Annotated in this window: 21 protein-coding genes and 1 other annotated feature; of the genes, 6 read left to right on the forward strand and 15 right to left on the reverse strand. The window is 29.0% G+C overall.

The features are described 5' to 3' along the window. Positions 1-139: 139 nt before the first annotated feature. On the reverse strand, positions 140-2,257 hold the full coding sequence (locus ACYUCG_RS11545; RefSeq protein WP_240298879.1) for an anaerobic ribonucleoside triphosphate reductase: 2,118 nt from the start codon (positions 2,255-2,257) through the stop codon (positions 140-142). 259 nt (positions 2,258-2,516) lie between these two features. Between ACYUCG_RS11545 and ACYUCG_RS11550 the strand changes: the two genes are divergently transcribed. From ACYUCG_RS11550 to ACYUCG_RS11560, 3 genes are all read left to right on the forward strand, one after another. Then, complete coding sequence (locus tag ACYUCG_RS11550; protein WP_460268659.1) at positions 2,517-3,584, forward strand: DUF3048 domain-containing protein; 1,068 nt, start codon at positions 2,517-2,519, stop codon at positions 3,582-3,584. A 271-nt stretch (positions 3,585-3,855) separates the two neighbouring features. After that, positions 3,856-4,701, forward strand: a complete 846-nt coding sequence (locus ACYUCG_RS11555) for a DegV family protein (protein WP_283681471.1) — start codon at positions 3,856-3,858, stop codon at positions 4,699-4,701. 2 nt (positions 4,702-4,703) lie between these two features. Next, positions 4,704-5,144, forward strand: a complete 441-nt coding sequence (locus ACYUCG_RS11560) for a PadR family transcriptional regulator (RefSeq protein ID WP_003450702.1) — start codon at positions 4,704-4,706, stop codon at positions 5,142-5,144. Between the two features lie 51 nt (positions 5,145-5,195). Here the strand turns inward: ACYUCG_RS11560 and ACYUCG_RS11565 are convergent, their stop codons facing one another. The 11 genes from ACYUCG_RS11565 to ACYUCG_RS11615 all read right to left on the reverse strand — a co-directional run bounded on the left by ACYUCG_RS11565 (position 5,196) and on the right by ACYUCG_RS11615 (position 15,640). After that, positions 5,196-5,384, reverse strand: a complete 189-nt coding sequence (locus ACYUCG_RS11565; RefSeq protein ID WP_060794506.1) for a ferredoxin — start codon at positions 5,382-5,384, stop codon at positions 5,196-5,198. A 145-nt stretch (positions 5,385-5,529) separates the two neighbouring features. Continuing rightward, positions 5,530-6,384, reverse strand: coding sequence for an Mrp/NBP35 family ATP-binding protein (locus ACYUCG_RS11570; protein ID WP_460268660.1), 855 nt, complete (start codon positions 6,382-6,384; stop codon positions 5,530-5,532). Between the two features lie 20 nt (positions 6,385-6,404). Further along, the gene (locus tag ACYUCG_RS11575) at positions 6,405-7,244 is read right to left on the reverse strand and encodes a hypothetical protein (protein ID WP_240298882.1); all 840 of its coding nucleotides are present in this window, start codon (positions 7,242-7,244) and stop codon (positions 6,405-6,407) included. Next, positions 7,234-8,004, reverse strand: coding sequence for a prolipoprotein diacylglyceryl transferase (locus ACYUCG_RS11580; protein WP_460268661.1), 771 nt, complete (start codon positions 8,002-8,004; stop codon positions 7,234-7,236). The genes ACYUCG_RS11575 and ACYUCG_RS11580 overlap by 11 nt, the downstream gene beginning before the upstream one ends. A gap of 102 nt (positions 8,005-8,106) precedes the next feature. Continuing rightward, the gene (locus ACYUCG_RS11585) at positions 8,107-8,679 is read right to left on the reverse strand and encodes a hypothetical protein (RefSeq protein ID WP_283704918.1); all 573 of its coding nucleotides are present in this window, start codon (positions 8,677-8,679) and stop codon (positions 8,107-8,109) included. Between the two features lie 147 nt (positions 8,680-8,826). Beyond that, the gene (locus ACYUCG_RS11590) at positions 8,827-10,434 is read right to left on the reverse strand and encodes a hypothetical protein (protein WP_460268662.1); all 1,608 of its coding nucleotides are present in this window, start codon (positions 10,432-10,434) and stop codon (positions 8,827-8,829) included. A gap of 99 nt (positions 10,435-10,533) precedes the next feature. After that, positions 10,534-11,391, reverse strand: a complete 858-nt coding sequence (gene rsmA, locus ACYUCG_RS11595) for a 16S rRNA (adenine(1518)-N(6)/adenine(1519)-N(6))-dimethyltransferase RsmA (RefSeq protein ID WP_003450598.1) — start codon at positions 11,389-11,391, stop codon at positions 10,534-10,536. A gap of 11 nt (positions 11,392-11,402) precedes the next feature. Beyond that, entirely contained in the window at positions 11,403-11,951 is a 549-nt protein-coding gene (gene rnmV, locus ACYUCG_RS11600) for a ribonuclease M5 (RefSeq protein WP_460268663.1), read from the reverse strand. Between the two features lie 134 nt (positions 11,952-12,085). After that, a complete protein-coding gene (locus tag ACYUCG_RS11605) occupies positions 12,086-13,108 on the reverse strand; it encodes a ubiquitin-like domain-containing protein (RefSeq protein WP_003456850.1) in 1,023 nt (340 codons plus the stop codon). 243 nt (positions 13,109-13,351) lie between these two features. Further along, positions 13,352-14,122: a TatD family hydrolase gene (locus ACYUCG_RS11610; protein ID WP_460268664.1), complete on the reverse strand. Its 771-nt coding sequence runs from the start codon at positions 14,120-14,122 to the stop codon at positions 13,352-13,354. Positions 14,123-14,140: 18 nt separating this feature from the next. After that, on the reverse strand, positions 14,141-15,640 hold the full coding sequence (locus tag ACYUCG_RS11615; protein WP_460268665.1) for a DUF445 family protein: 1,500 nt from the start codon (positions 15,638-15,640) through the stop codon (positions 14,141-14,143). A 101-nt stretch (positions 15,641-15,741) separates the two neighbouring features. On the opposite strand from ACYUCG_RS11615, the gene ACYUCG_RS11620 reads away from it, so the two are divergent. Then, positions 15,742-16,422, forward strand: a complete 681-nt coding sequence (locus ACYUCG_RS11620) for a Crp/Fnr family transcriptional regulator (RefSeq protein WP_283681480.1) — start codon at positions 15,742-15,744, stop codon at positions 16,420-16,422. A gap of 262 nt (positions 16,423-16,684) precedes the next feature. Here the strand turns inward: ACYUCG_RS11620 and ACYUCG_RS11625 are convergent, their stop codons facing one another. Continuing rightward, a complete protein-coding gene (locus ACYUCG_RS11625; protein WP_460268666.1) occupies positions 16,685-18,229 on the reverse strand; it encodes a methionine--tRNA ligase in 1,545 nt (514 codons plus the stop codon). Between the two features lie 100 nt (positions 18,230-18,329). Beyond that, positions 18,330-20,267, reverse strand: a complete 1,938-nt coding sequence (metG, locus tag ACYUCG_RS11630; protein WP_460268667.1) for a methionine--tRNA ligase — start codon at positions 20,265-20,267, stop codon at positions 18,330-18,332. Positions 20,268-20,344: 77 nt separating this feature from the next. After that, positions 20,345-20,599 (reverse strand) — a binding site (T-box leader). Positions 20,600-20,757: 158 nt separating this feature from the next. Between metG and ACYUCG_RS11635 the strand changes: the two genes are divergently transcribed. After that, the gene (locus ACYUCG_RS11635) at positions 20,758-21,339 is read left to right on the forward strand and encodes an FUSC family protein (protein ID WP_283704923.1); all 582 of its coding nucleotides are present in this window, start codon (positions 20,758-20,760) and stop codon (positions 21,337-21,339) included. Between the two features lie 34 nt (positions 21,340-21,373). Next, positions 21,374-21,883 (forward strand): FUSC family protein, encoded by a 510-nt coding sequence (locus ACYUCG_RS11640; protein WP_415319417.1) that lies wholly within the window; start codon positions 21,374-21,376, stop codon positions 21,881-21,883. A 39-nt stretch (positions 21,884-21,922) separates the two neighbouring features. Here the strand turns inward: ACYUCG_RS11640 and ACYUCG_RS11645 are convergent, their stop codons facing one another. Then, positions 21,923-23,638: a Na+/H+ antiporter NhaC family protein gene (locus ACYUCG_RS11645; protein WP_003473591.1), complete on the reverse strand. Its 1,716-nt coding sequence runs from the start codon at positions 23,636-23,638 to the stop codon at positions 21,923-21,925. Positions 23,639-23,782 lie beyond the last annotated feature (144 nt).

Genomic DNA, 23,782 nt, shown 5'->3' on the forward strand with positions numbered 1-23,782 from the left:
TTATTGAAGAAATTTCAAATCATTTCTAAATATAAAAATCTATGCACATGTACTAAAAATTCACCTAATTAAGATAATTTCTAAAATACATGTCATAGATTTTTCTATAAACTTTGTTTAAATAATTTACTTAAAAATATTAAACACAATGATAAGCTTTTTTATTACCTTCTAAATGAGAACGTCTATCTTCTCTCTCTTCATATTTTCCTGGACCAAATCTTTCATCAAGACTTAGATATCCAGTAACCCTTGATATTCCTTGAATATCTTGGCTTCCACACTTAGTACACTTGCACTCATTGTTATGAAGATATGTTCCACAATTTTTACAATATCTTATATGAAAGTTAATTCCCATATAACTTATATTAGTTTCTTTGTAAGCATAGTTAACTATTTTCATTATAGTTTCTGCATTTGGACAATCATCAACTTCTATATAACTGATATGTCCACCATTACATAATTTATGATATGGCGCTTCAATATCAATCTTATTTTTTATTGATATTGGACAATAAACAGGAACATGATAACTATTTGTATAGTAATCTTTATCTGTTACTCCTTTAATTATTCCAAAAGCTTTTTGATCTTGTTTTATAAATTTACCTGATAATCCTTCTGCTGGAGTAGCATAACAGCTCCAGTTTAATTTAGTTTCCTCAGTTAATCTATCACAATATTCTCTTATTCTTTCAACTATTTTTATTCCTAACTCTCTTGAAGCCTCATCTTCACCATGATGTTTTCCAGTTAAGGCTATTAAAGTTTCTGCAACTCCTATAAATCCAATTCCCCAAGTACCTTGTTTTAAAATTGGTTCTATTGAATCATCCGGTCCTAAGTTCTCAGCACCTTTCATTAATCCTTGACCTGCCACAAAAGGTAAATCCTTAACTCTTAAGTTTTTAAGAACTCCATATCTATGCATTAAAGATTCTTTAGATATTCTTAATCTGTCATCTAATAATTCAAAGAATTTATTGATATCTTTTTTAGCTAATATTCCAAGTCTAGGAAGGTTTATAGTTGTAGGAGCTATATTTCCTCTTCCTTTACATCCTGGCTCACCATTAACATTTTTCATAAGATAAGTTCTACATCCCATAGTTGCTGGCATATATCCTTTATCATAGTATTCCTTATTAAAGTCCGCATCGATATTCATGAAAGTTGGATTCATTCTCTTAGCTGCTACTCTACATGCTAACTCATATAAATAGAAATATGGATCCTCTGTTTCTCTATTTACACCTTCTTTTACTCTAAAGATTATGTTAGGGAATATTGGTTGTTCTCCTCTTCCTAATCCCTTTTCATATTCTAATAAGAATATTTCACAAACTAAAGCAGCATCTTCATTATATGGAATTCCTAAATTTAATGAACTAAATGGAACTTGAGATCCAGCTCTTGAATGCATAGTGTTTAGATTATAAACAACTCCTTGCATTGCTTGATGTACTCTTTCTCTTAATTTCTTCTCTACTAGTTCATCTAACTTAGATCCTTCTAAGCCTAATCCTATGTATTCTTCTCTTATTTCTTGTCTTGTAGGTTCTACAAACACACTCATATCATTATCGAAGTCTGGATGTGATTGTCCTCCAAACATGTCATTTTGAGTTGATTGTAATAAAATACATGATAATTCAGCTGCTGTCTCTATTCTTCTTGGTGCATTAATAGTTCCGTATCCAGTGTTAAACCCACTTTGTAATAACTCACCAGTTGGTATGTGTAAGCAGTTTGTAGTTAAGTTATAACTATCTAAGTCATGATAATACACATCTCCATTTTCATGAGCTTTTGCTAATTCTTTAGGCATTGTAGCTAAGTTATACCATTTGTTAGATTCTGAAGCTATTCTTAAAAGCTTTGATGAGAAGTTATTTCCTACATTAGCATTATCCCTATCAGTCTCTACTCCGATCTTACTTATAGCTTTCATTAAGTCTGATTTTATTTCTCTAACTTTAGTTCTTTCAGTTCTATATGCCTTATATGCTGTTGCTACTTGATTAAAACCATTATCCATTAAAGCCTTTTCTACTAAAACTTGGATCTCTTCAACAGTGACATCTGTCTTACCTGACATTTCTATATAATTAATTACCTTTTGTATAGTATCTAAAACTTGGCTTTCCCTTATTGCAATACCAACTTCATTGGCTGCTCTCTTTATTGCATTTGCTATTTTATCCGCATTAAACCTAGATTCTCTACCGTCCCTTTTCACAACATGTAGCATTTTCAATTCCTCCACTCCACTATATCTTGTACTCGAATCATTATACTCTACTATTACTAGTTATGCTAATTTTAAAAAATCCTTATACTAAAAAAAATACTTATTATCTCCCTCTTTCCTTCTTTTTTTTAGCCTATATTCAATTTTTCTTTAGTTGACATTACTAAAAACTTATTCATGTCTTCTCCATAAGATGAATAATATTCCATAAAATGTAACATAATAACTATATGAAAAGTAATCCATAGGAGGAGTTTAAATGAAGAAAATAGCATTAATTGCTTTTCAATTAATATTAAGTTTATTAGTTGGATTAATATTTGGAAATTTAATTATGCCTTTAAAAACATCAGAAAAAATAGATACATTAAAAGAACTAAAATCTATTGATTTAACAATGAATGAAGAAAATCCATATGACTTTGATATGGAGGAGTTATCTTTAGAAACCCTTAGCCCATATACAGGAAAGATCTTAGAATCAAATTCAATAAATAATATTCCTTTTATGTGTATAATTGAAAATTCTAGAGCAGCTCGTCCTCAAAGCGGACTTTCTGAGGCAGATATAGTTTATGAAACCATGGCCGAGGCAGGAATTCCTAGATTCTTAGCTGTATTTTATGAAAATTCTCCTGATGTTATTGGACCAGTAAGAAGCGTACGCCCCTACTTTTTAGATATTTCTAAAGAACACGACTTACCCTTTGCACATTGTGGTGGAAGTGCAGAAGCACTAGCTACAATTTCTAGTGACAAATCATTAAATAGTATAAATGAAATAAAAGATGGAAGTGCTTTTTGGAGAGATAATACAAGAAAAGCTCCTCATAACCTTTATACTTCAGCTAATAATATAAGAAAATTCATTTCTGATAATGGATATGAGTATTCTAAAAATAATGCATTAAGCTTTAAAGATAACTCTCTATTAAATTCTTCTAACTATATATCTGAAATAAAACTTAATCTAAGTGATTATTATAAAACCTCATATAAGTATGTAGATGGCTTTTATGAAAAGTATATGGATGGAGAGCTTGCCATAGATAAAAATACCAATTCTCCTCTTAAATTTAAAAATGTAGTTGTGCAAATAACTGATATGTCACTTCAATCTGATAATACTCATTTAGATATTGATTTAATAGGTACTGGAGAGGGTTATATTTTATCTAATGGAAGAATGGAAAAAATTCATTGGGAAAAAGAAGACACTAATAGTAAAACCATATTAAAAACTGAAGATGGTAATCCAATTTACTTATCTAGAGGTAACACAATTTGGAATATAGTAGATAAAAATTCTTCTTTATTCTTCAATTAAATTCTTAATTAAGTTCATAAGTAAACCGTTTTCTAAGAGAACAATCTGTTTTAATATATTATTAACAGATTGTTCTCTCTTTATACCATTATCAATATTGATAATGATATCAGTATTGATATATAATTCAGTTAAAGCTAAACTTAATTCAAATTAATTTCTATAAATGTTGATTTATTCGGTTTGCTATTAAATTCACTAAATGAAATATAAATATTTTTAATAATTTATATTTTATTTAGTAAGTATAAAATGATTGGGGGCATATAAAATGCAGAAAATTGCTATAATAACAGACAGCTCTTGTGATTTAACTATAGATGAAATAAAAGAATATAATTTAAATATATTACCTTTAAAGATAATATATAAAGACAGAGAATATAATGATATTTTTGATATAAAACCAATTGATGTTTACGAAAACCTACACAATGAAGTACCAACAACTTCACTATGTAGTCCTGACTATATAAATTCAGTATTAGATAAATTAGAAGCTGAAGGATACACCCATTTAATAGGTATATTTATATCTAGCTCATTATCAGGTACATTTAATGCTGCTAGATTAGTTATTGAGGAACGTAATTCATTTAAATATTACTTATTTGATAGTAAAATAATAGGTTATCCTTTAGGATCTATAGTATTAAAAGCATCTGAACTTGTTAAGGAAGGAAAAAGTTTTGAAGAAATAATTGAATCTCTTCCAAGCATAAGAGAAGCTACAACTGGGTATTATACTCTTAATACCTTAGAATATTTAAGACGTGGTGGAAGAATAGGTAAAGTTGCCGGAACAGTTGGAGATTTACTTCATCTTAAACCAATAATATCAGTTGATGAACATGGTGCTTATACAACAGTTTCTAAAGCAAGAGGAAGAAAACAATCTTTGAAAAAGCTTGCTAGCATAATTTTAGAGCACCTTGATGAATGTAAATGCAATGTAGCTATTCTTAATGGTATGGCAGAAGAGGAAGCTAATCAAGTTCTTGATTCAATCAAATCTCATCCTAACTTATTAAAATCTCAAGTAAGAGATATAGGTGCTGCTATGGGGGTTCATGCAGGCCCTGGTATGGTAGGGGTTTCAATTCAAAAGGAAAGTTAGTTATGTATAATGATGAATTTATAAAAGCTGAAGAAAAACGCCTTTATGATGAATATAAGAAACAGGTAGCTAACCTAAAAAAAGTACAGAAAGAAAAGGATGCTGTAGGACAAGTCTTTACTAAAGGGCTTCTTCCTATATATGCATTATATATTCTTAGTATTCAACCTACTAACGGAAATGACTTAGCTCAAAAGATTGGTGAACAAACTAATGGTCTTTGGTTTCCTAGTACCGGTGGTATATATCCTTTATTAAAAAAATTAGAAAAGCAAGGATTTGTGACTGGTTCTTGGGATGATCCTAAAAGAAAAATCCAAAAAGTATATTCTTTAACGCCAGAAGGATTTAAAGAATTTGAAGAGAAAAAACATTTATTAAAGCCTAAAATAAAAGAAGCTTTGGAAGTTTTTAAAATAATATATTCACATCTTTACAACTAAAGAAGATTCTAAAAGATTATATAATCTTTTAGAATCTTTTAATTTTAATTATTATTCAACTGAAATAGCTGCTACTGGACAACTACCTTCTGCTTCTTTTGCTGCTTCTTTACTATTTTCAGGAACTTCCTCAACAATTGCATGAGCTTTTCCATCATCGTCCATATCAAAAACTTCTGGTGCTATTGTTGGACATAATCCACATCCAATACATGTATCTTTATCTACATTGGCTTTCATAATTATTGCCTCCTTAAAATTTTATCTTAACAATATTATCATGCCCTAAATTTTAATTTATATTACTTTATAATAAACTTAATTTAAAAAATAAAAAGAATGGATCAAAATAATATAATTATTTTGATCCATTCTTTTATTTATACTAATATAATCCTTCAAAAATTAATGAATATAATGGATTTTCAGCCACATATTCTTCAGCTTTTCCATTTTCTAAGGCTTCAGTTAAATCTAAGTTTATTGGTAGTTCTCCTATTAAAGGAAGTCCTAAATATTCAGCATGCTCTTCTGAAGATTTCTTGCTAAATACTCTCATCTTTTTACCACACTCACACTCTATGTAAGCCATGTTTTCAACTACTCCTCTTACCTCAACATTCATCTTATGAGCCATAGTAACTAGTTTTTTAACTATCATTGATACCATGTCTTGAGGTGTTGAAACTATTACTAATTCCTTTATAGGGAATGTTTGCATTACTGTTAATGTTATGTCACTTGTTCCTGGTGGCATATCTATTAATAAGTAGTCTAATTCTTCCCAATCAGTATCTTTAAACATTTGGTTTAATACTCCTGTAACCATTGGTCCTCTCCAAATTACAGGATCATCTTCAACTTCCATAAGTAAGTTCATTGATATAACTTTTATTCCTAGCTCAGTTTTTACTGGAACAAATTTAACTTGCTTACCTTCACTATCCATGGCAACTATATCTGCTCTTTTTTCATTTATCCCAAAGAATCTTGGCATTGATGGTCCTGTTATATCAGCATCTAATACTCCAACTTTATATCCTTTTTTAGCTAGTTGAGTAGCTAATATTCCAGTAACAGTTGATTTACCAACTCCACCTTTACCACTTATAACACCTATAACATTTTTAATATTTCCGTAGTTAGTTCCTAATTTTGCTGGTGCTGATGAACTACATCCTCCATCTTTACTAGCTGAACTACATTTGTCTTTATTTGCACAACTTGCACAACTTCCCATAAGAAAAATCCTCCATTCTGTTATCTATCCCATTCCTTTTGAACATCTTTCCAACTATCATAAACATTGATGTCCCAAGAGTTCTTATAAACTCCATCTACATAGAATTTTTTCTCTGAATGAGTTAATCTGTTTTCAATGGTTATTACAGTTCTAAACATAGTAGATGTATAACCATAATTTCTTACAGTAACTATTATATCAAAGTCATCTCTATTATGGTTCATTATTGAAGCATTTGGAACTACTTTTTTTACATCTTTTTCAAAATCTTCAATATCTGATGATAACATATATTTTGTACAATCTCTATCTCCAAGTATATCAATACCAACTTTGGCATTATCTTTGTTTAGTTCATCTTTTTCTTTTTTCATTACTTCAAGTATTGAGTTATAGTATATTTCATCAAAAGCTCTAGGTTTTCTTATCGCCTGCATATTTTGCATTAAATAGTTATCTAATCTCTTAGATATTCTATAAAAGTGATCTCCATCGTAGAAATTACCTTCTCCATTATTTTTTACACCTGTTACATAATAGAATTTCTTTTCTTCATCACCAACATGTATTTCAAAAATATAATCTGGAGGTAAATCTGTCTTTTTGCTAACAACCTCAGCCTTAGATAACATACTGTATATATTGTCTATTACTGACTTTTCTTTTACTAAAAACCTAAAACCAGAATCTCTTGTACTTTGAATAACTATTTTATCAACTTTATTTTCTTTTATATATTCAAAGTCATTATTATTACTCCCAACAAATTTTGAGCTTATATCTTTAGCTGAACATCCAACAATGCCTAATCCTAAAACTAAGCAAAGTATTACTAGAATTAATTTCTTATTTTTCACTTGTTTCTTTTCTCCCTTTTAATTTATTTATATTATATAGTAATATACCCCCTATTAATATAAATATTGATATAAATTGAGATGTTGATAATGATCCTACGCTACCTCTAGGATCATTTCTTAAAAATTCTACAAAGAATCTACCTATACTGTATATTATCATATACATGCTCATAGTTTTTCCTTTTTCTTTGTTTTTATTTCCATACCATAGTAAAAATAAACCTAAGGCAAAATCAAAAATTGACGAAAAGATTTGTGTTGGATATAATGGTATCCCTGCTGGAGCTAATGAATCAGCTGGAAATATAATTCCTATAGAACTTGTAGTTTCAGCCCCATAACAACATCCTGCAAGTAAACATCCTATTCTTCCAAATCCTTGAGCTAAGGCTAAACCTGGCACTACTAAATCTGCAAGCTCTAATACATTCCACTTATTCTTTAAAGAGCATAGAGCGATTCCTAAGGCTCCTCCTATTATGGCTCCATAAATTACAAATCCATTTCCAAAATCTCTAAATATTAAACTTGGATCTTGAATAACTGTTTTCCACTCAGTTATTATGTAGAGTATTTTTCCTCCTAAAATCCCTGAAATAACAGTTAAGATTGTAACATTAAATAGCTTATCTTCGTTATAGCCTCTTTGAGTTCCTCGCTTTAAGAATAATAATGTTGCACAGATTATACCTAATCCTATCATAAATCCATAGCTATAAATCTTAAGTCCAAAGATTTCCCCTAAAACAATCCTCATAAACTCCTCCAATATTTATTTGTAAATTTAAAAGAGAAGCATATTATTATGCTTCTCTTTTAAATTTAATTATAATACTTCTACTAAAGCAAATCAAATTTTCTACTCCCTATGCTCTATACTATCAATTATAGCTTTATATATAATTGAATAATCTTCTTTTTGCTTACTTTCACTTGCACTAAACAATACTTTTATGACCTTATTTTCTCCTAACTTTTTATAATAAATAGTATTAAAATAGGTTATTCCCTTATCATTTTTTTCTTTGAAAACTACTTTCTTTACTAATTCATCATTCAGGCTTTCATCAGATACTAAATAGTCACTTATATCATTCTTACCAATAACTTCCTTTTCCTTCTCAAGTATTTTTTCTAAATCATCATTTGAATTTAAAATCTGCACATATCCCCATAATCCCATAGTATCACTTATAAAACTATTATCATAAATAATATAATTTCCTGGATATTTTTTTTCTTCAACATCCCAACTGTCAGGTAACTTATAGGTTAAAAGACCATCTAGGGCAGTATATGTACTTAGCCCTTCAATATTATTATTTGTTAATGCAACTTTTTTTATATTTCTAGTAAACATATTTTCACCAGTTACCAATATTATCATAAGCAAGATTAATATTAAGGTTATCCCCAATTGTTTTTTATTCAAAAAATCACCTCTTTTCACCTTTTATGAAAGTCTATATTTAAAATATATTCAGCAACTAATTAAAAATTACTAAATAGAGTATTAATCTTACATAAATAAAAAACTGTTTATATAGATTCATTTCTATATAAACAGTTTTTATCTTGATTATTTCATAGGAATAACTACAGATGAGTTTTCAAAATCATAGAACATTATCCAATAGCCATTTTCGCTATTACCATATCTGTCCCATGTAACGAAACCAGTTCTACCACCATATGGTTGATCTTTTCTCTCTTTAGTTCCTGGAATAGCATATAGAATATATTTTATATCTCCATCCTTATCACACTTTACACCAAAGAAGAAATGACCTGCTTTGCTTATATAAGGATAGTAATTAATCATAGGATAATACATCATTGTGTATTTATTATAGTTTGACATATTACACATATCATCGAAGTTTCTAACATCAACCTTATACCATGCACATCTTTTTATATCCTCTGCAAATTTAGGAACCTTCTTACATCCTTCTAAAGCTCCCATTAAAACTTCACCTATAGGACAATCAAAGTCAACTTCATAAGTTTTTTCTTCTTTCTCCTTACAATCTCTAAGTTTCATTTGCTCTATTTCATTTTCGTACTCTGCAAATCTTCTACCTAGCTCATAACGTTCTCCATCATAAGGATCATATTCTCTTTCTAAATCTATTTTACTTATAAATCTATCACACTCTTGTAATTTTGATCTATAGTCCCAATCATCCCTATTATATTTTTCCTTATAACACTCTTTATAACCTTCTATTTTCTTTTCTTCATGTTTATCTTTGTTCTTATCTTCTTTCTGCTCTTCCTTCTTATCTTTACAATCATCATTTACTTCGTCTTTATCTTTATATTTCTCTTCTTTCTTATATTTGTCTTCTTTCTCACAATTATCTTCTTTCTTATCTTCACATTTTTCTTCATGCTTATCTTCTTTATTATTGTGCTTACACTCTTCTTTCTCTTTGCCTCTACAGTCATCTTTTTTCTCTTTATATTCTTCTTTTAAATGCTCTTTACAATCATCTTTATCCTTTTTATCATCTTTATCCTTACAATATTCTTTTTTGCTTTCCTTTTCTTTATTATCTTCTTTCAAATGATCCTTGTCTTTTTCTTTTAAATATTCTTTATAATTATCTTTTTCATCTTTATCTTTTTTGTCCTTATGACAATCTTTGTCATCATTACATTTAATTTTATCCTCTTTCATATTAATAGGACATTCTTTTTTCAATTCATCTTCTTTATTATTTTTATCATAATGAGACTTTTCTTTTCCCGCTATCATCTTAATCTCATAATTCTTCCAATTATCCTTTGGCATTTGATTATTTAAAAATCCACACATAAAGAATACTGTTCTACCATTAATATTTTTTCCTATAGCAGCTCCTACTATATTCTCATAAGATACATTTAAATCTCCTATGTTGATAGAATCATATTCTAAACTCATTTCTGCCTTTCCTTGTTGATTTATGTTCATTGGACCAAGATTTATATTCTTCTTAAAATCTTTTTTGTTACAAATAAGCATCATATAACAATCTTTGTAATCTTTCTTTAAATTTTGAGCGTAAAAAGAAACTTTACATTTATCATTCTTAGTTTCTATCTTGGCATATCCAGTTAAAGGCTTATCTGAAGCCATAGAATGCCCCTTTTCATCTTCTTGTAATATTATAAAAGTTCTATATGATTTATTATGTGCCAATTCTCTGGTCCCTCCAATATAATTTTATTCTCTACAGTATATGAGAGAACAAAAAAAAAGAGAATAAAAATTTAAAAATTCTTATTCTCTCTAAATATTCTAGTTATTCATATATTTATCTATTGCGTCTGAAAGAGCACCAAACTCTGCTAAGCTTAAAGTTTCTCCTCTTCTCTTAGGATCTATTCCAGCCTCTTCATAAGCCTTTTCCATTAATTCCTTAGGAAGTTTTACATTTTTAGTTGCATTCCATAAAGTTTTTCTTCTCATGTTAAATGCATGTCTAACAATTTCAAAGAATAATTTTTCATTTTTAACTTTAACACTTGGCTCTTCTAATCTTTCTAATCTTATTACTATAGAATCGACCTTTGGTCTTGGTATGAAGCATGAAGGTGGTACCTTTCTAACTATTTTAGTATTACAGTAGTATTGAACTAAAATTGATAAAGCACCATAATCTTTACAATTAGGCTCTGCATTCATTCTTTCTGCTACTTCTTTTTGTATCATTATAGTTAATGATTTAAAGTTATACCCACCTTTTAATAAATTTACTATTATAGGAGTAGTTACATAATAAGGTAAGTTTGCAACTAACTTAACGCTTTTTTCATCTCCTATAATTTCATTAAAATCAACTTTTAAGGCATCATTATGTATTAATTGAAACTTTGGATTATCTCCAAGCTCAGCTGTTAATATTGGAATAAGTGAACTATCTAATTCAATAGCAACAACTCTCTTTGCTCTTTTAAGTAATTGTACAGTAAGAGTACCTACTCCAGGTCCAATTTCTATTACTAAATCATCTTCACAAACATCTGCTCCATTTACTATATCTCTTGGAACAGAATCATCAATTAAAAAGTTTTGTCCTAAGCTTTTTGAAAATCTAAAATTATACTTCTGAACAAGCTCTTTTGTCTTTATATCTTTTATTTCATTTATATCCATTCACTACTCTCCTATATCATCTTTTCTATCTTTTCTATAGCTTTAACAAATTCTTCTTTTGTTATGCCATAGTTATTTAATCTTGAAAGAACTTGGTTTGCATTTCCATAACCGATTCTTAATTCTTTACTAAGTAACTCTCTTCTCACTTTAGCCTTTGGATCTGCTGATAATCCAAAGTATATTAAATCTTGTATTGTAAATTCTTCTCTTTTTTCTTCTAAAGTTATTTTTGCATTTTCTAAAGCCCTAATTATAGCTTCTGGTGACGCATTCTCTACGCCTATGTTTCCATCCTTAGCTCTAGTTCCCTCTGCTCTTCCTATGTAAGCATGCTTAACGCCTTTAACTCTCTTTGAGATTATTGATCTTATCTTTTCTCCAGCAAAATCTGGATCAGTAAATACAATAACTCCCTTTCTTTTTTGAGCTTCTTTTATTCTCTCTATAACCTTTGCATTTATTCCGAATCCACCAACAGCTATGATTTCAGCATCTATAGCTTTCTTAACTGCTGTTATATCGTCTCTACCTTCAACTACTATAACTTCTTTAATCAAGGTTAAAACTCCCTTTCTTATTATATGTACTATATTTAATTTACCTATATCTCATTTAACTGTCAATAAAATGCTTTAATACAAAATAAATAGAGGGTCTAAAAGAATACTCTTTTAGAATCCCTCTCTTAGTATTACCATTCACCAGGATAAGCTATTATATAAAGATTAACATTTCTTCTTCCCCACTGTTTACATTCAGGTGCTGAATTTAAGAATAAATCTATTATATTATTTTTTATAGCTCCACCAGTGTCTTCTGCTACTGCATAGCCATATCCTTCTACATAAACCTTAGTTCCTAAAGGTATTACTCTAGGGTCAACAGCTATTGTACTTAATCCATTTGGATCTCTCTTAGGTACAGTTCCTGTAGCTGTTATTCCATCTCCAGAATAGGCAGTAGCTTCTACTACCATTGCTTTTTTATAATTTATATTATCGTTTCCTCTTGAAAGAACTAATTTCTCCATAGTTCCTTTAACCACTACTTCATCTACTGGTTCTTTAACAACTTTAGATTCTACTACTTCTCTAGATACTTCTTTTCCATCTTCCATAACTAACTTCATAGTTATTTCCTTTTCTCCAGCAGAACCCTCTTGAGTAGTCTTTTTAACTCCACTCTCTAAGTTATCATCTTCCTTTACTACAGTTTCAAAGTCTATTGGCTCTTTTTCAACTATGGTCTTCTCTTCAACTCTTGTAATCTTTATTTTCAAATCCTTTGATAGTTCTGTTTCTAATGAAGGCTCTACCTTGTCTAAATCATTTAGATTAATTCCTTCTTTAACCAGCATATTCTTTACTGAATCTTCCGCAGAATCTATCTCTATATTTTTTCCATCAACCATCACTTCTACTGGAACTGCCTTCTTAATGCTTATTACATCATTATCAGCAATCTCGCTTGTTAAACTTGGTTCTATTTTATCCTTGTCAGATAAGTAAATTCCTTGTTGACTCAAAACTGCTTGTACATTTCCTTTAAATGTGGCAACCTCTAAATTTTCACCATCTAAGTTTATGGTTATATTCTTATGTGCTGTAACTAAAACTGCTATAAAACTTACTAAAACTAAACTAAATACTCCTAATACAATTTTTCCATTTTTCGAGGCAACCTTCTCTTTCAATGCCTTAATTATTTTTTTCATATAATCTTCCCCCTTTTAGGCAAGAGTCATTTCGACATTATATATTACCTTTTCAAGTATGTCAAATCTGATGACTCCTAAAATTTATACTTTTAGTTGTAAATTATAATAAATAATTGACCTCTGCTTATACAGGGATTGGGTAAATAACGGTTGATTTATATTTAAAAAAGTACACTATATTATATTAGTGTACTTTCCATGTTATTACATTTATTTTTCTTTAGTTTAGTTATGGCTATATTAAATTTTGAACAATCTCTTTTTATTGTTTAATAAGATTTCATTCATTTCTTCCCCTGAAATTCCTCTTATTTCACTCATTTTATCTATGATATATTCAATATAATCTGACTTGTTTCTTTTGCCCCTAAAAGGAACTGGTGCCATAAAAGGACAGTCAGTCTCAACTAGCATTCTTTCAGCAGGTATTTCTCTACAAACATCTACTAATTTTTTAGCATTTTTAAATGTTAAAACCCCTGTAAAACCAATGTAATATCCTAATTTAATACACTCTTTTGCAAATTCAACTGAACCTGAAAAACAATGTACTACTCCAATTACATTTGGAAACTCCTTCATAATTTCTAAAGTGTCTTTATGAGCATCTCTATCATGTATAACAACTGGTAAATTTAATTCATCAGCTAATTTCATTTGAGCTCTAAAAACTTCTTTTTGAACTTCTCTTGGAGGATTTTCTTCCCAATAATAATCTAGTCCTATTTCTCCAATGGCTTTAACCTTTTCATGCTTAACAAATTCTTTTATTTCCTTTACAACATCATTATTAAATTCATCTGCATTTTCTGGATGTATACCAACTGCTGCATAGAACATATCAAACTCTTTTGCAAGTTCAACTGATTTTCTTAACCCATAGAGATCAGATCCACAGTTTAAAACCCCAATAACTCCATTTTCTTGTAGTTCTTTTATTACATTTTCTCTATCTTCATCAAAACTATCTGAGTCATAATGTGCATGTGTATCAAATATTTTATATTTCATAATTTTCTCCTTTGAATTTTACATATAAATTGTAGATAAAAGTGGTGATAGAATTCCTAGAATTCCTCCTAATAAAGCTCCTAACCAAGTTATTGCCTTAAGTTCTTTATTAGCTATTCCAATTATGATTTCTTCTGCATAATCCACTTCAAAAGCATTTATTTGCTCTTCTACTATTGAAGAAATATCCACAATTTCTAGTACTTTAGCTGATTTATTTTCCACAAAATCATTATATAAATTATCTAAAATACTCATAATACTATTTTTTAAGTTTTGTTTATTATAACATATATCATTTAAGGAATTTTGTAAAAATTTATCAAATACCTTTTCAATTATTTTACTTATTTCACCAGATAATTGGTTATTATTAACAATTAGAGAAATCATTGAATCTATATTATCAATTAGAATATTTTCATAGTCATTGAATAACACTTTTATAATTTCTTCATAACTATTAAAAGAAGAAATTTTACAATTTAGTTTACTTATTATAGAATCTATATTTTCTTCTGTATTTAATTTTTTTGAAATCTTATCTCCTATAGCATCTGATATTACCTCTAGCTTTTCTTCTCCAACATTATTTATTACATCACTTACTTTTTTCTTCATACTTTCATGTACAAAAGCTAAAGCCGCATCACATATATACTCTTTATTTTCTTCTTCACTTAAAGATTTATCAACTAATGAAACTAACTTTCCGTATATTACATCTCCACTTAAAAACATTGATACTATAGATGGTATATTATCATTTATTGCACTTTTTATCTTATGTGAAACCTCATCATCTCTAAGAAGATTTTTTATTATATCCACAAGAGTATCTTTTTGAGATTTTACATATTCTTCTATGTAAGGTTTAATATTTTCTGGAATGACTTCTTCAATAGTTAAATCTTCTTTTTCTAAAGTTTTTACTTCTTTTAAAAGAGCTTTTCCTATTATGTCTCTTGTTTTTTCTTCCTCTAAAGTATTTATTATTACTTCTCTAAATTTATTGCTATTTATAAAATCAATTATCTTTTCAGGATTTTTATTTAGTCTTTCTTTAATAGAATCTACTATATAAAACTTAAGCTTATTTTTAAACTCCTCTTCCTGAATTGATTCTAAAATAGTCTTAGCTATATTGTTTATCATATTTCCCTTTAGAGCATAGTAATTTTCCCCTAAAGTATTTTTTAATGATTCCTCTAAAGTTGAATTGCTATTAATAACTTGATTAATTTTTTCTTTAGCAACCTCATTAAATTTTGCTTTTATTTTATCATCCTTTAAAGCCTTGCTTAAGCTATCTGAATTTAATAAATGAGTGCCTACAGTTTCTCCAACCTTATTGGCTATTCTGCTTTTTTCTTTAGGTATTAATCCTGGTGTAAAAGGAAGCTTCATACCAAATATATACTTTGCTTCTCTTGGCCTAAATAACATTTTTATAGCAAGCCAGTTTGTTATGTAGCCTATTACTGCTCCAATTAAGGCTCCTATAATATAAATTTTCATCTATTTTCACTCCTATCAATTTAAAATTCACTTAAATAGTGTAAAATATTATATATTTATATTAATATAATACTACTTATTTTTTAAGGGTGGTGAATAAAATGGATTTTAAAAAATTATCTAATATAAAAGAGTGTAGGTTATTTTCCCACTTCAGCGATCAGGATATTCAAGAATTATTAAGCTCTGGTTTCGCTTCAATAAAATCCTATTCAAAGGAAGACTTATTGTTTTCTGAAGGAGAGTATTGCGATTTTTTAAGTGTAGTTATAGAAGGGAAAATAGAAATTCAAAAGTTAGATTCTAACGGAAACATATTAGTGGTTGCAACCTTAAATAGAGGAAATGTTTTTGGAGAAAATCTTCTTTTTGGAGATAGGAACTTTTACCCAATGTCTGTAGTGGCTAAAGAAAATTCTCAAGTTTTACATATAAAAAAGGATTATATATATAAACTATGCTCTTCAAATGAAGCTTTTTTAAGAGAGTTACTTAGAATTCTTTCAAATAAAGCTCTTAATCTAAGTTCTAAACTTAAACAAGTGACAATGAAATCTATTAGAGAAATGATTTGTAATTACTTATTAAAAAAATATAACAAAGAAAAATCTACAACTATAAAGTTAGAATTTTCAAGAAAGGACTGGGCTGACAAACTTGGAGTCCAACGTCCTTCATTGTCTAGAGAGCTTATGAAAATGAGAGATGCAGGGCTTATAGACTTTTCAAAAAACATAATAGAAATAAAAGATTTAGAGGGTTTAAAAGGTTATTTACTTTAAATCAAATGTTAATATTTTTGTACACTTTTTGACACATAAATGCCACATAAGAAGCTTAATATAATAATTGTAACGTAGCTAAAACACTAATTTAATTTTACCCCTTAAATGGCCCTTGAATAGTTTGTCCCCCTTACGCAAATATCAAGGGCTATTAAGTTTAATTAATTTAAAAAATTTCTATATAATAATTCCTAACCTTAAACCTTAAGATGTAGAATAAGCCTTGTTTCTAGATTAATAGAAGCAAGGCTTATTTTATTTATATCTTTTTATTTTTTAATCTATTTAGTTCTTCTATAGCAAATTTCTTGTCTATTTTATCAAATAAAAATTCAACTCTATTAACTCTTATATTCTTCCTCTCTTCAAAGTTCCATTTTGTGTTCTTTATACTTAAAAACATTTTTATTTTCTCACAAGTAAAAGGAATTATAGGATTCATTAAATCAGTTAAAGCTACTAATATTTGAGAACAAATATACAGTACCTCTTCACATTTTTTCTTGTTATTATTTATTAAAATCCAGGGTTTATTTTTGTCAAAGAAATCATTTCCCTGTTTTATAAGATTAAATATTTCTTTTAGTCCTGATTTGAACTCTCCATTTTCAAATTTATTACCTACAGAAGCATAAGTTCTTCTTATTAAATTCTTCCATTGAAGAGGAAGCTCTTCTCCCTTTATTTCCCCATTAAAGTTTTTCTTTATAAAGGTTAAAACTCTATTGGTAAAGTTTCCTAGTTCTCCTACCAATTCATTATTATTTGCATTTATAAAATCTCTCCAAGTAAAATCAGAATTTTTTTCTTCCGCTCCTCTACTTATTAAATAATATCTAATAGAATCTATATTATATCTTTCCATAATGTAAGGCACCCATATGGCCCAATTTCTATTGGTAGAAAAAGTTTTTCCTTCTAAAGTTAAGTATTGAGAAGAGAATATTCTAATTTCACTTTTCTCTAATCCAATGCCAGAGAGCATTGCTGGAAACATTGTTGTGTGAAATGGTATATTTTCCTTACCATGAACTAAATATATTATACTTTCTTCATTGTTCCAATATTCTTCTAAAGATTGTCCTTTTTCCTCTATAACTTTCTTAGATGCAGTAACATAAGCTAATAGAGCATCAATCCAAACATAAACTCTTTTATCTTCAAAGCCCTCTACAGGAACTTCTATACCCCAATTAATTTCTCTTGTTAGAATCTTATCTCTTAGTCCACCCTCTAAATATCTCTTAGTTATTTTAATGGCATTTTCTCTCCAACTCTCTTCTTCATCTAACATATTTTGAATATAATCTTGAAAATAAGATAATTTAAAGAAAAGATTATTGGAACTTCTAACTTCAACTTTACTATTACATTCACTACAAAGTCCTTCTTTAATCCCAAATTCATCTAAGGTATCACAGCATTTTGGACAATAAAATTCTTCTGTTTCTTTTTCATATATAAATCCCTTATTATAAAGGCTTTTTATTATATTTTTCACCTGCTTTTCATGATACTCACTATCTGTTCTTGTAAATATATCAAAGGAAAATCCTAATTTATTAAAACATCTAACAAATTCCCTATGGTACTTATTTATAAGCTCTTCTGGTGACTTATTAATCTTCTTGGCTTTATTTAAAACTGGAGATCCATGACAGTCAGATCCTGAAACAAAGATAACTTCATCCCCCTTAGCCCTATGATATCTTGCTAATATATCTCCTGCCATCCAAGATGAAACTCTTCCTATATGAAGTGATCCATTAGCATAAGGCCAAGCATTACCTATAATTACTTTCATTTTATTAGCCCCCTTAAAATGATTCTATCTACAATATTATGATACAAAAAAACTCTTATATTCCACAATCTAGTATGAATATAAGAGTTTTTTAATTTTACTATCTTACTTGGCTTCCAGTTAACATTTCTCCTGGGTTAACTAATAGAAGTTCTGAATCATCTGAAGGTGCTGCTGCAAGTATCATACCTTGAGATAATTCCCCTCTTAATTTAACTGGTTTTAAGTTAGCAACTAATACTACATACTTTCCAACTAACTCTTCTGGTTTATAGTATTGTGCTATTCCTGAAATAACCTGTCTTTCTTCTCCACCTAAATCAACTTTAAGTTTTAATAACTTTTTAGCTTTTTTAACTGGTTCACATTCTAATACTTTAACTACTCTTAAATCTATCTTGTCAAAGTCATCTATAGTTATTTCTTCTTTTATTGGATTTTTAACTAACTCTTCGTTAGCTGGTTTAACTGGAGCTGGTTTTAAAGCTTCAAGTTCTGCTAATTTTTCCTCAACATCTATTCTTGGGAATATAACATCACCCTTAACTACTTTATCTCCTGCAACTGTTCCATTAAACTCTTTTAAACTTTCCCAAGTAGTAACTTTAGTGTTTAATTGAGCATCTATTTTTACACTTGTTTCTGTTAAGAATGGTGAAATCATTACTGAAACAAATCTTAAAGTTTCTAATAAGTTATATAAAACCGTTCCTAGTCTTTCTTTCTTTTCTTCATCCTTAGCAAGTATCCAAGGAGTTGTTTCATCTATATATTTATTGGCTCTGCTTATTAAAGTCCATATACTTTCTAAAGCTTCTGGAATCTTTAATGCATCTATACTAGCTTCAACTTTTCCTGGAGTAGATAAAGCTAAGTTTATTAATTCATCATCAATAGCTTCCTTGCATGTTGGTGCTTGAATAACTCCATCAAAGTATTTATAAACCATAGCTATTGTTCTTGATAATAAGTTACCTAAGTCATTAGCTAAGTCTGTATTTACTTTCTTTATAAATATTTCATTGTTGAATAATCCGTCTGAACCAAATGGTATTTCTCTTAATAAGTAATATCTTACAGCGTCAGCTCCAAACATGTTAACTAAAACTACTGGGTCAACAACATTACCTTTTGATTTTGACATTTTTCCTCCATCAACAAGTAACCATCCATGACCAAATACTTGCTTAGGTAATTCTAATCCTAAAGCCATTAACATTATTGGCCAGTAAATTGTATGAAATCTTAAAATATCTTTTCCTATTAAGTGAACATCTGCAGGCCAGAATTTATTGTATAACTCTTGATTTTCTTGACCATATCCTAAAGCAGTTATGTAGTTTGATAATGCATCTATCCAAACATAGATAACATGCTTTTCATCAAAGCTTACAGGTATTCCCCAAGTAAAACTTGTTCTTGAAACACAAAGATCTTGTAATCCTGGTCTTAAGAAGTTATTTAACATTTCATTCTTTCTTGATTCTGGTTGAATGAAATCTGGATGTTCTTCTATATACTGAATTAATCTATCAGCATATTTGCTCATTTTAAAGAAGTAAGCTTCTTCTTTAGCTTTTTCAACTGGTCTTCCACAATCAGGGCAGTTTCCATTTACTAATTGAGTTTCTGTCCAGAATGATTCACATGGAGTACAGTAAAGACCTTCATAAGAATCTTTATATATATCTCCTTGATCATATAACTTTTTGAAAATCTCTTGAACAGCTTTCACATGATAATCATCAGTTGTTCTTATAAATTTGTCATAGCTTATGTTCATCATTTTCCAAAGATCTTTAATTCCTGCAACTATTTCGTCAACATGCTCCTTTGGAGTAATTCCTTTTTCATTAGCTATTCTTTCTATTTTTTGACCATGCTCATCTGTTCCTGTTAAGAACATTACTTCATGACCTGTAAGTCTTTTGAATCTTGCTATAGCATCAGCAGCTACAGTTGTATAAGTATTACCTATGTGTAGATTTGTTGATGGGTAATAAATAGGCGTTGTAATGTAATATGGTTTTTTACACATTATTTCTTCCTCCTTGTATTCTTAATTATTATTATTTCCAATATTTCAAAAATATAAAAAGCCCCTATGGGAAATCCCATAGAGGCGTTAATTACGCGATACCACTCTATTTCATATTTATGTCACCATAAATATCTCATTAAGTAACTCCTAAGTTTAACCTATTTTATTACTCTGCAATATAACGGTTGCCACCGTACTTTTCTAAAATTAAAATTCTCAAAAAGTCTGCTCCAAGTCCATCTTCATAAAGTCTCATGTATCTGGCTTTCACCTAACCCAGCTCTCTTTTATACAATCTTCTTTATTACTCTTCTCTTCATTGCATTTTCTTACTCAATTTTAATTATATGATTAGTTTTACATTAATGTCAATCGTTTTTATTTTTGAATTCTTTAAAATTCTTGTTAAGTCATAATTTGTATTAATATAAAAATGTTATATACTATCTATAATAATATATAAATTTCTCGGGGAGGTATTATTAAAATGAAAGGTTTAGCCTTACCTAAAATAGGTGCAAGAAACTTAAAGACAGCTTTGGCTGTAACTTTATGCATAGGATTTTTCGAGCTAATACACAGAGAATATCCTTTTTACGCTTGTATAGCCGCTGTAATCTGTATGAAAGATACTGTTGAAAACTCATATAAAATGGGAAAAAGCAGAATGATTGGTACAATAACTGGTGGACTTGTTGGCTTAGCTTTAACTTTTATAGCTTTAAACTTTAACCTTACAAGATTTTCAGGAATAATAACAGGTATTGGAATAGTTATAACCATTTATCTGCTTAATGTGTTTAACAGAAAAGGGTCTGTTTCTATAGCATGTATAGTATTAATAGCAATTATGACAAACTTACATGGTAAAGCTCCATATGCTTATGCAGTTGATAGAATTATAGATACTTTTATAGGTATAATAATTGCTCTATTAATAAATAACTACATATATAAATATGAAAATAAGGTAAAAAAAGATTTAGAAAATATAGAAGAAAAAATCTCTAGACTTGAAAAAGAAGTTAAAGATGATATAAAAAGTCTGGAAGAAAATAAAAAGAACTAATGTGAAAAGCTAATATGATTTAGGAGGGAAATATTTGTTTAAATTTAACCTGCAAACTATAGGTGCTAGAAACCTTAAAACTTCTCTTTCAGTATTTATATGCATTATAGTATTTGAACTTTTAGGCCGTTCTAGCGCCTTTTTTGCTTGTATTGCAGCAATGATGTGCATGCAAGATACAGTCGAAAATTCATATAAAATGGGAAAAAACAGAATGCTTGGTACATTTTTAGGTGCTATTGTTGGTTTATTATTAACAGCCATATTTAATGTATTAAATATTCAGCACTTTATTGTTTACGCTCTTCTAACGGCCATAGGTACAACTATAGCCATTTACCTATGTATTTTATTCAATTGTAAAGGCGCAATAAATAGTGCATGTATAGTTGTTTTTGCCATAATGACAAACTTAAAGGGAGTTGGCTCATATGACTATGCTTTTAATAGAATCTTAGATACATTTATTGGGGTAATAATAGCTATTATAATTAATAGAGTTGTCTATCCTTACCAAAAGAAAACTGAAGAGAAAACAAATTAATATATTTAACTAAAAAAGAGAAGGAAATCCTTCTCTTTTTTAATTGCTAACTACTTTGTCATCTACTTTTTTACCAAATATCATTGTTAATATGAATAAAGCTACTAAGGATAAAGGTAATACTATGAAAATACTTAATCCTAACCCAGCTGGAATATATCCAAATAATACAGTTACTATTCCTACAAATACTGCGTACCATATTTGAGTTCTAACATGTTCTATATGATCGCATCCTGCACCTGTTGAGGAAAGTATTGTGGTATCAGAAATAGGTGAACAATGATCTCCAAAGATAGCACCTGTTAATACTGCTGATGTGCTTACTATAACAAAATTCCATTCTGGATTTATTGCAAAAGCTAATGGAATTGCAAGTGGCATTAATATTCCCATTGTTCCATAAGCTGTACCTGTAGCAAAGGCTATTATTGAACCTAAAATAAATATTATTGCTGGTAATAAAAATGCTGGTATTGCATCTGATAGTACTCCTACCAGGTAAGAAGCAGTTCCTAATTCTTTAATTACAGAACTTAAAGACCAAGCTAATATAAGAATTACTCCTGTTATTAAAAGTCCTTTCATTCCTTCAATCCAAATTCCTATTCCTTCTGAAATAGTAAATATTTTTCTACCAACTCCTAATATAAGAGCTACTATAGTTGCTAATAAAGCTGATTGGAATAAAACTACTGAAGCATCTGCATTTGAGAATGCTGCTTGTATTCCAGCAAAACTAAAAGGTGTATTATTCATAAGCTCTATTATGGCTAAATCTTCTCCACCCATTATAGTTACCCATCCACTATAATAAAACCCTATTAAAGATGATACTATTAAAACTCCAATTGGAATTATTGCATTCCAAACACTTAATTTAATTCCTTCTATAGGTTCTAAATCTTCACTATCTGATGAAATTTCTGTAGTAGATAAAACTTCTCCTCTTCTAGCTCTTCTCTCAGCTTTAAGCATTGGTCCAAACTCTCTTAAAGTTATTGCTGATATAACAACAAAAGCTAAAATTAATATATTATAAAATCTATATGGTATTGTTTCTAAAAATACTCCAAAACCATCAGCTTGTATTCCTACACTTTTTAAAGCATCTCCAATTAATCCAACCTCTAAGCCTATCCAAGTTGATATTATTGCTAACCCTGCAATTGGAGCTGCCGTTGCATCTATAACAAAGGCTAATTTTTCCCTTGAAACTCCTAATTTATCTGTAACTGGTCTCATTATTGGTCCTACAATTAATGAGTTAGCATAATCATCAAAGAAAACTGCTAAGCCTAAAAGCCAAGTTGTAAGTTGTGCACTCTTAACAGTCTTAGCCTTTCTTGCTAAAGCCTCAGCTATTGCCTTTGCTCCTCCCATTTTAGCTACTAAATGAATTACTCCTCCAATAACTAAAACCTGAAGAATTATCCCTGCATTCCAAGGATCAGCTAAGGAATTTAAAGCTCTATAAGTAAAATCAATAAATCCTTGAGTTAACGCTGTAATTATATTAAATCCATTTAATTGAAGCATTATACATCCTGTAATTGTTCCTATGAATAAGGAAACTACAACATTCTTAGTTAAAAAAGCTAATACAATTGAAACTAATGGTGGCAGCACTGTCCACATTCCAAACTTAGCTGAGTTTACTGCCGCAGCATCTTCAGCAGCAAAGACTAATGTTGAGCATAACATTGTCATTGCAAAAACCGTTAGAAAAACTTTAAATCTAGTTTTGTTTCTCATTATAAATTCCCCCTTAAATATGCAGTGAATTAATTTACAGAGGTGTTCCCTTATTTTCTCTTATTATAAAATTTCTGCAAAAAAGACCTTAGGCTTGATCAACCTAAGGTCTTAATACTTAATAAAATTACTTTTGCAAATAAA

The sequence above is a fragment of the Clostridium sp. CTA-17 genome, assembly GCF_054767895.1.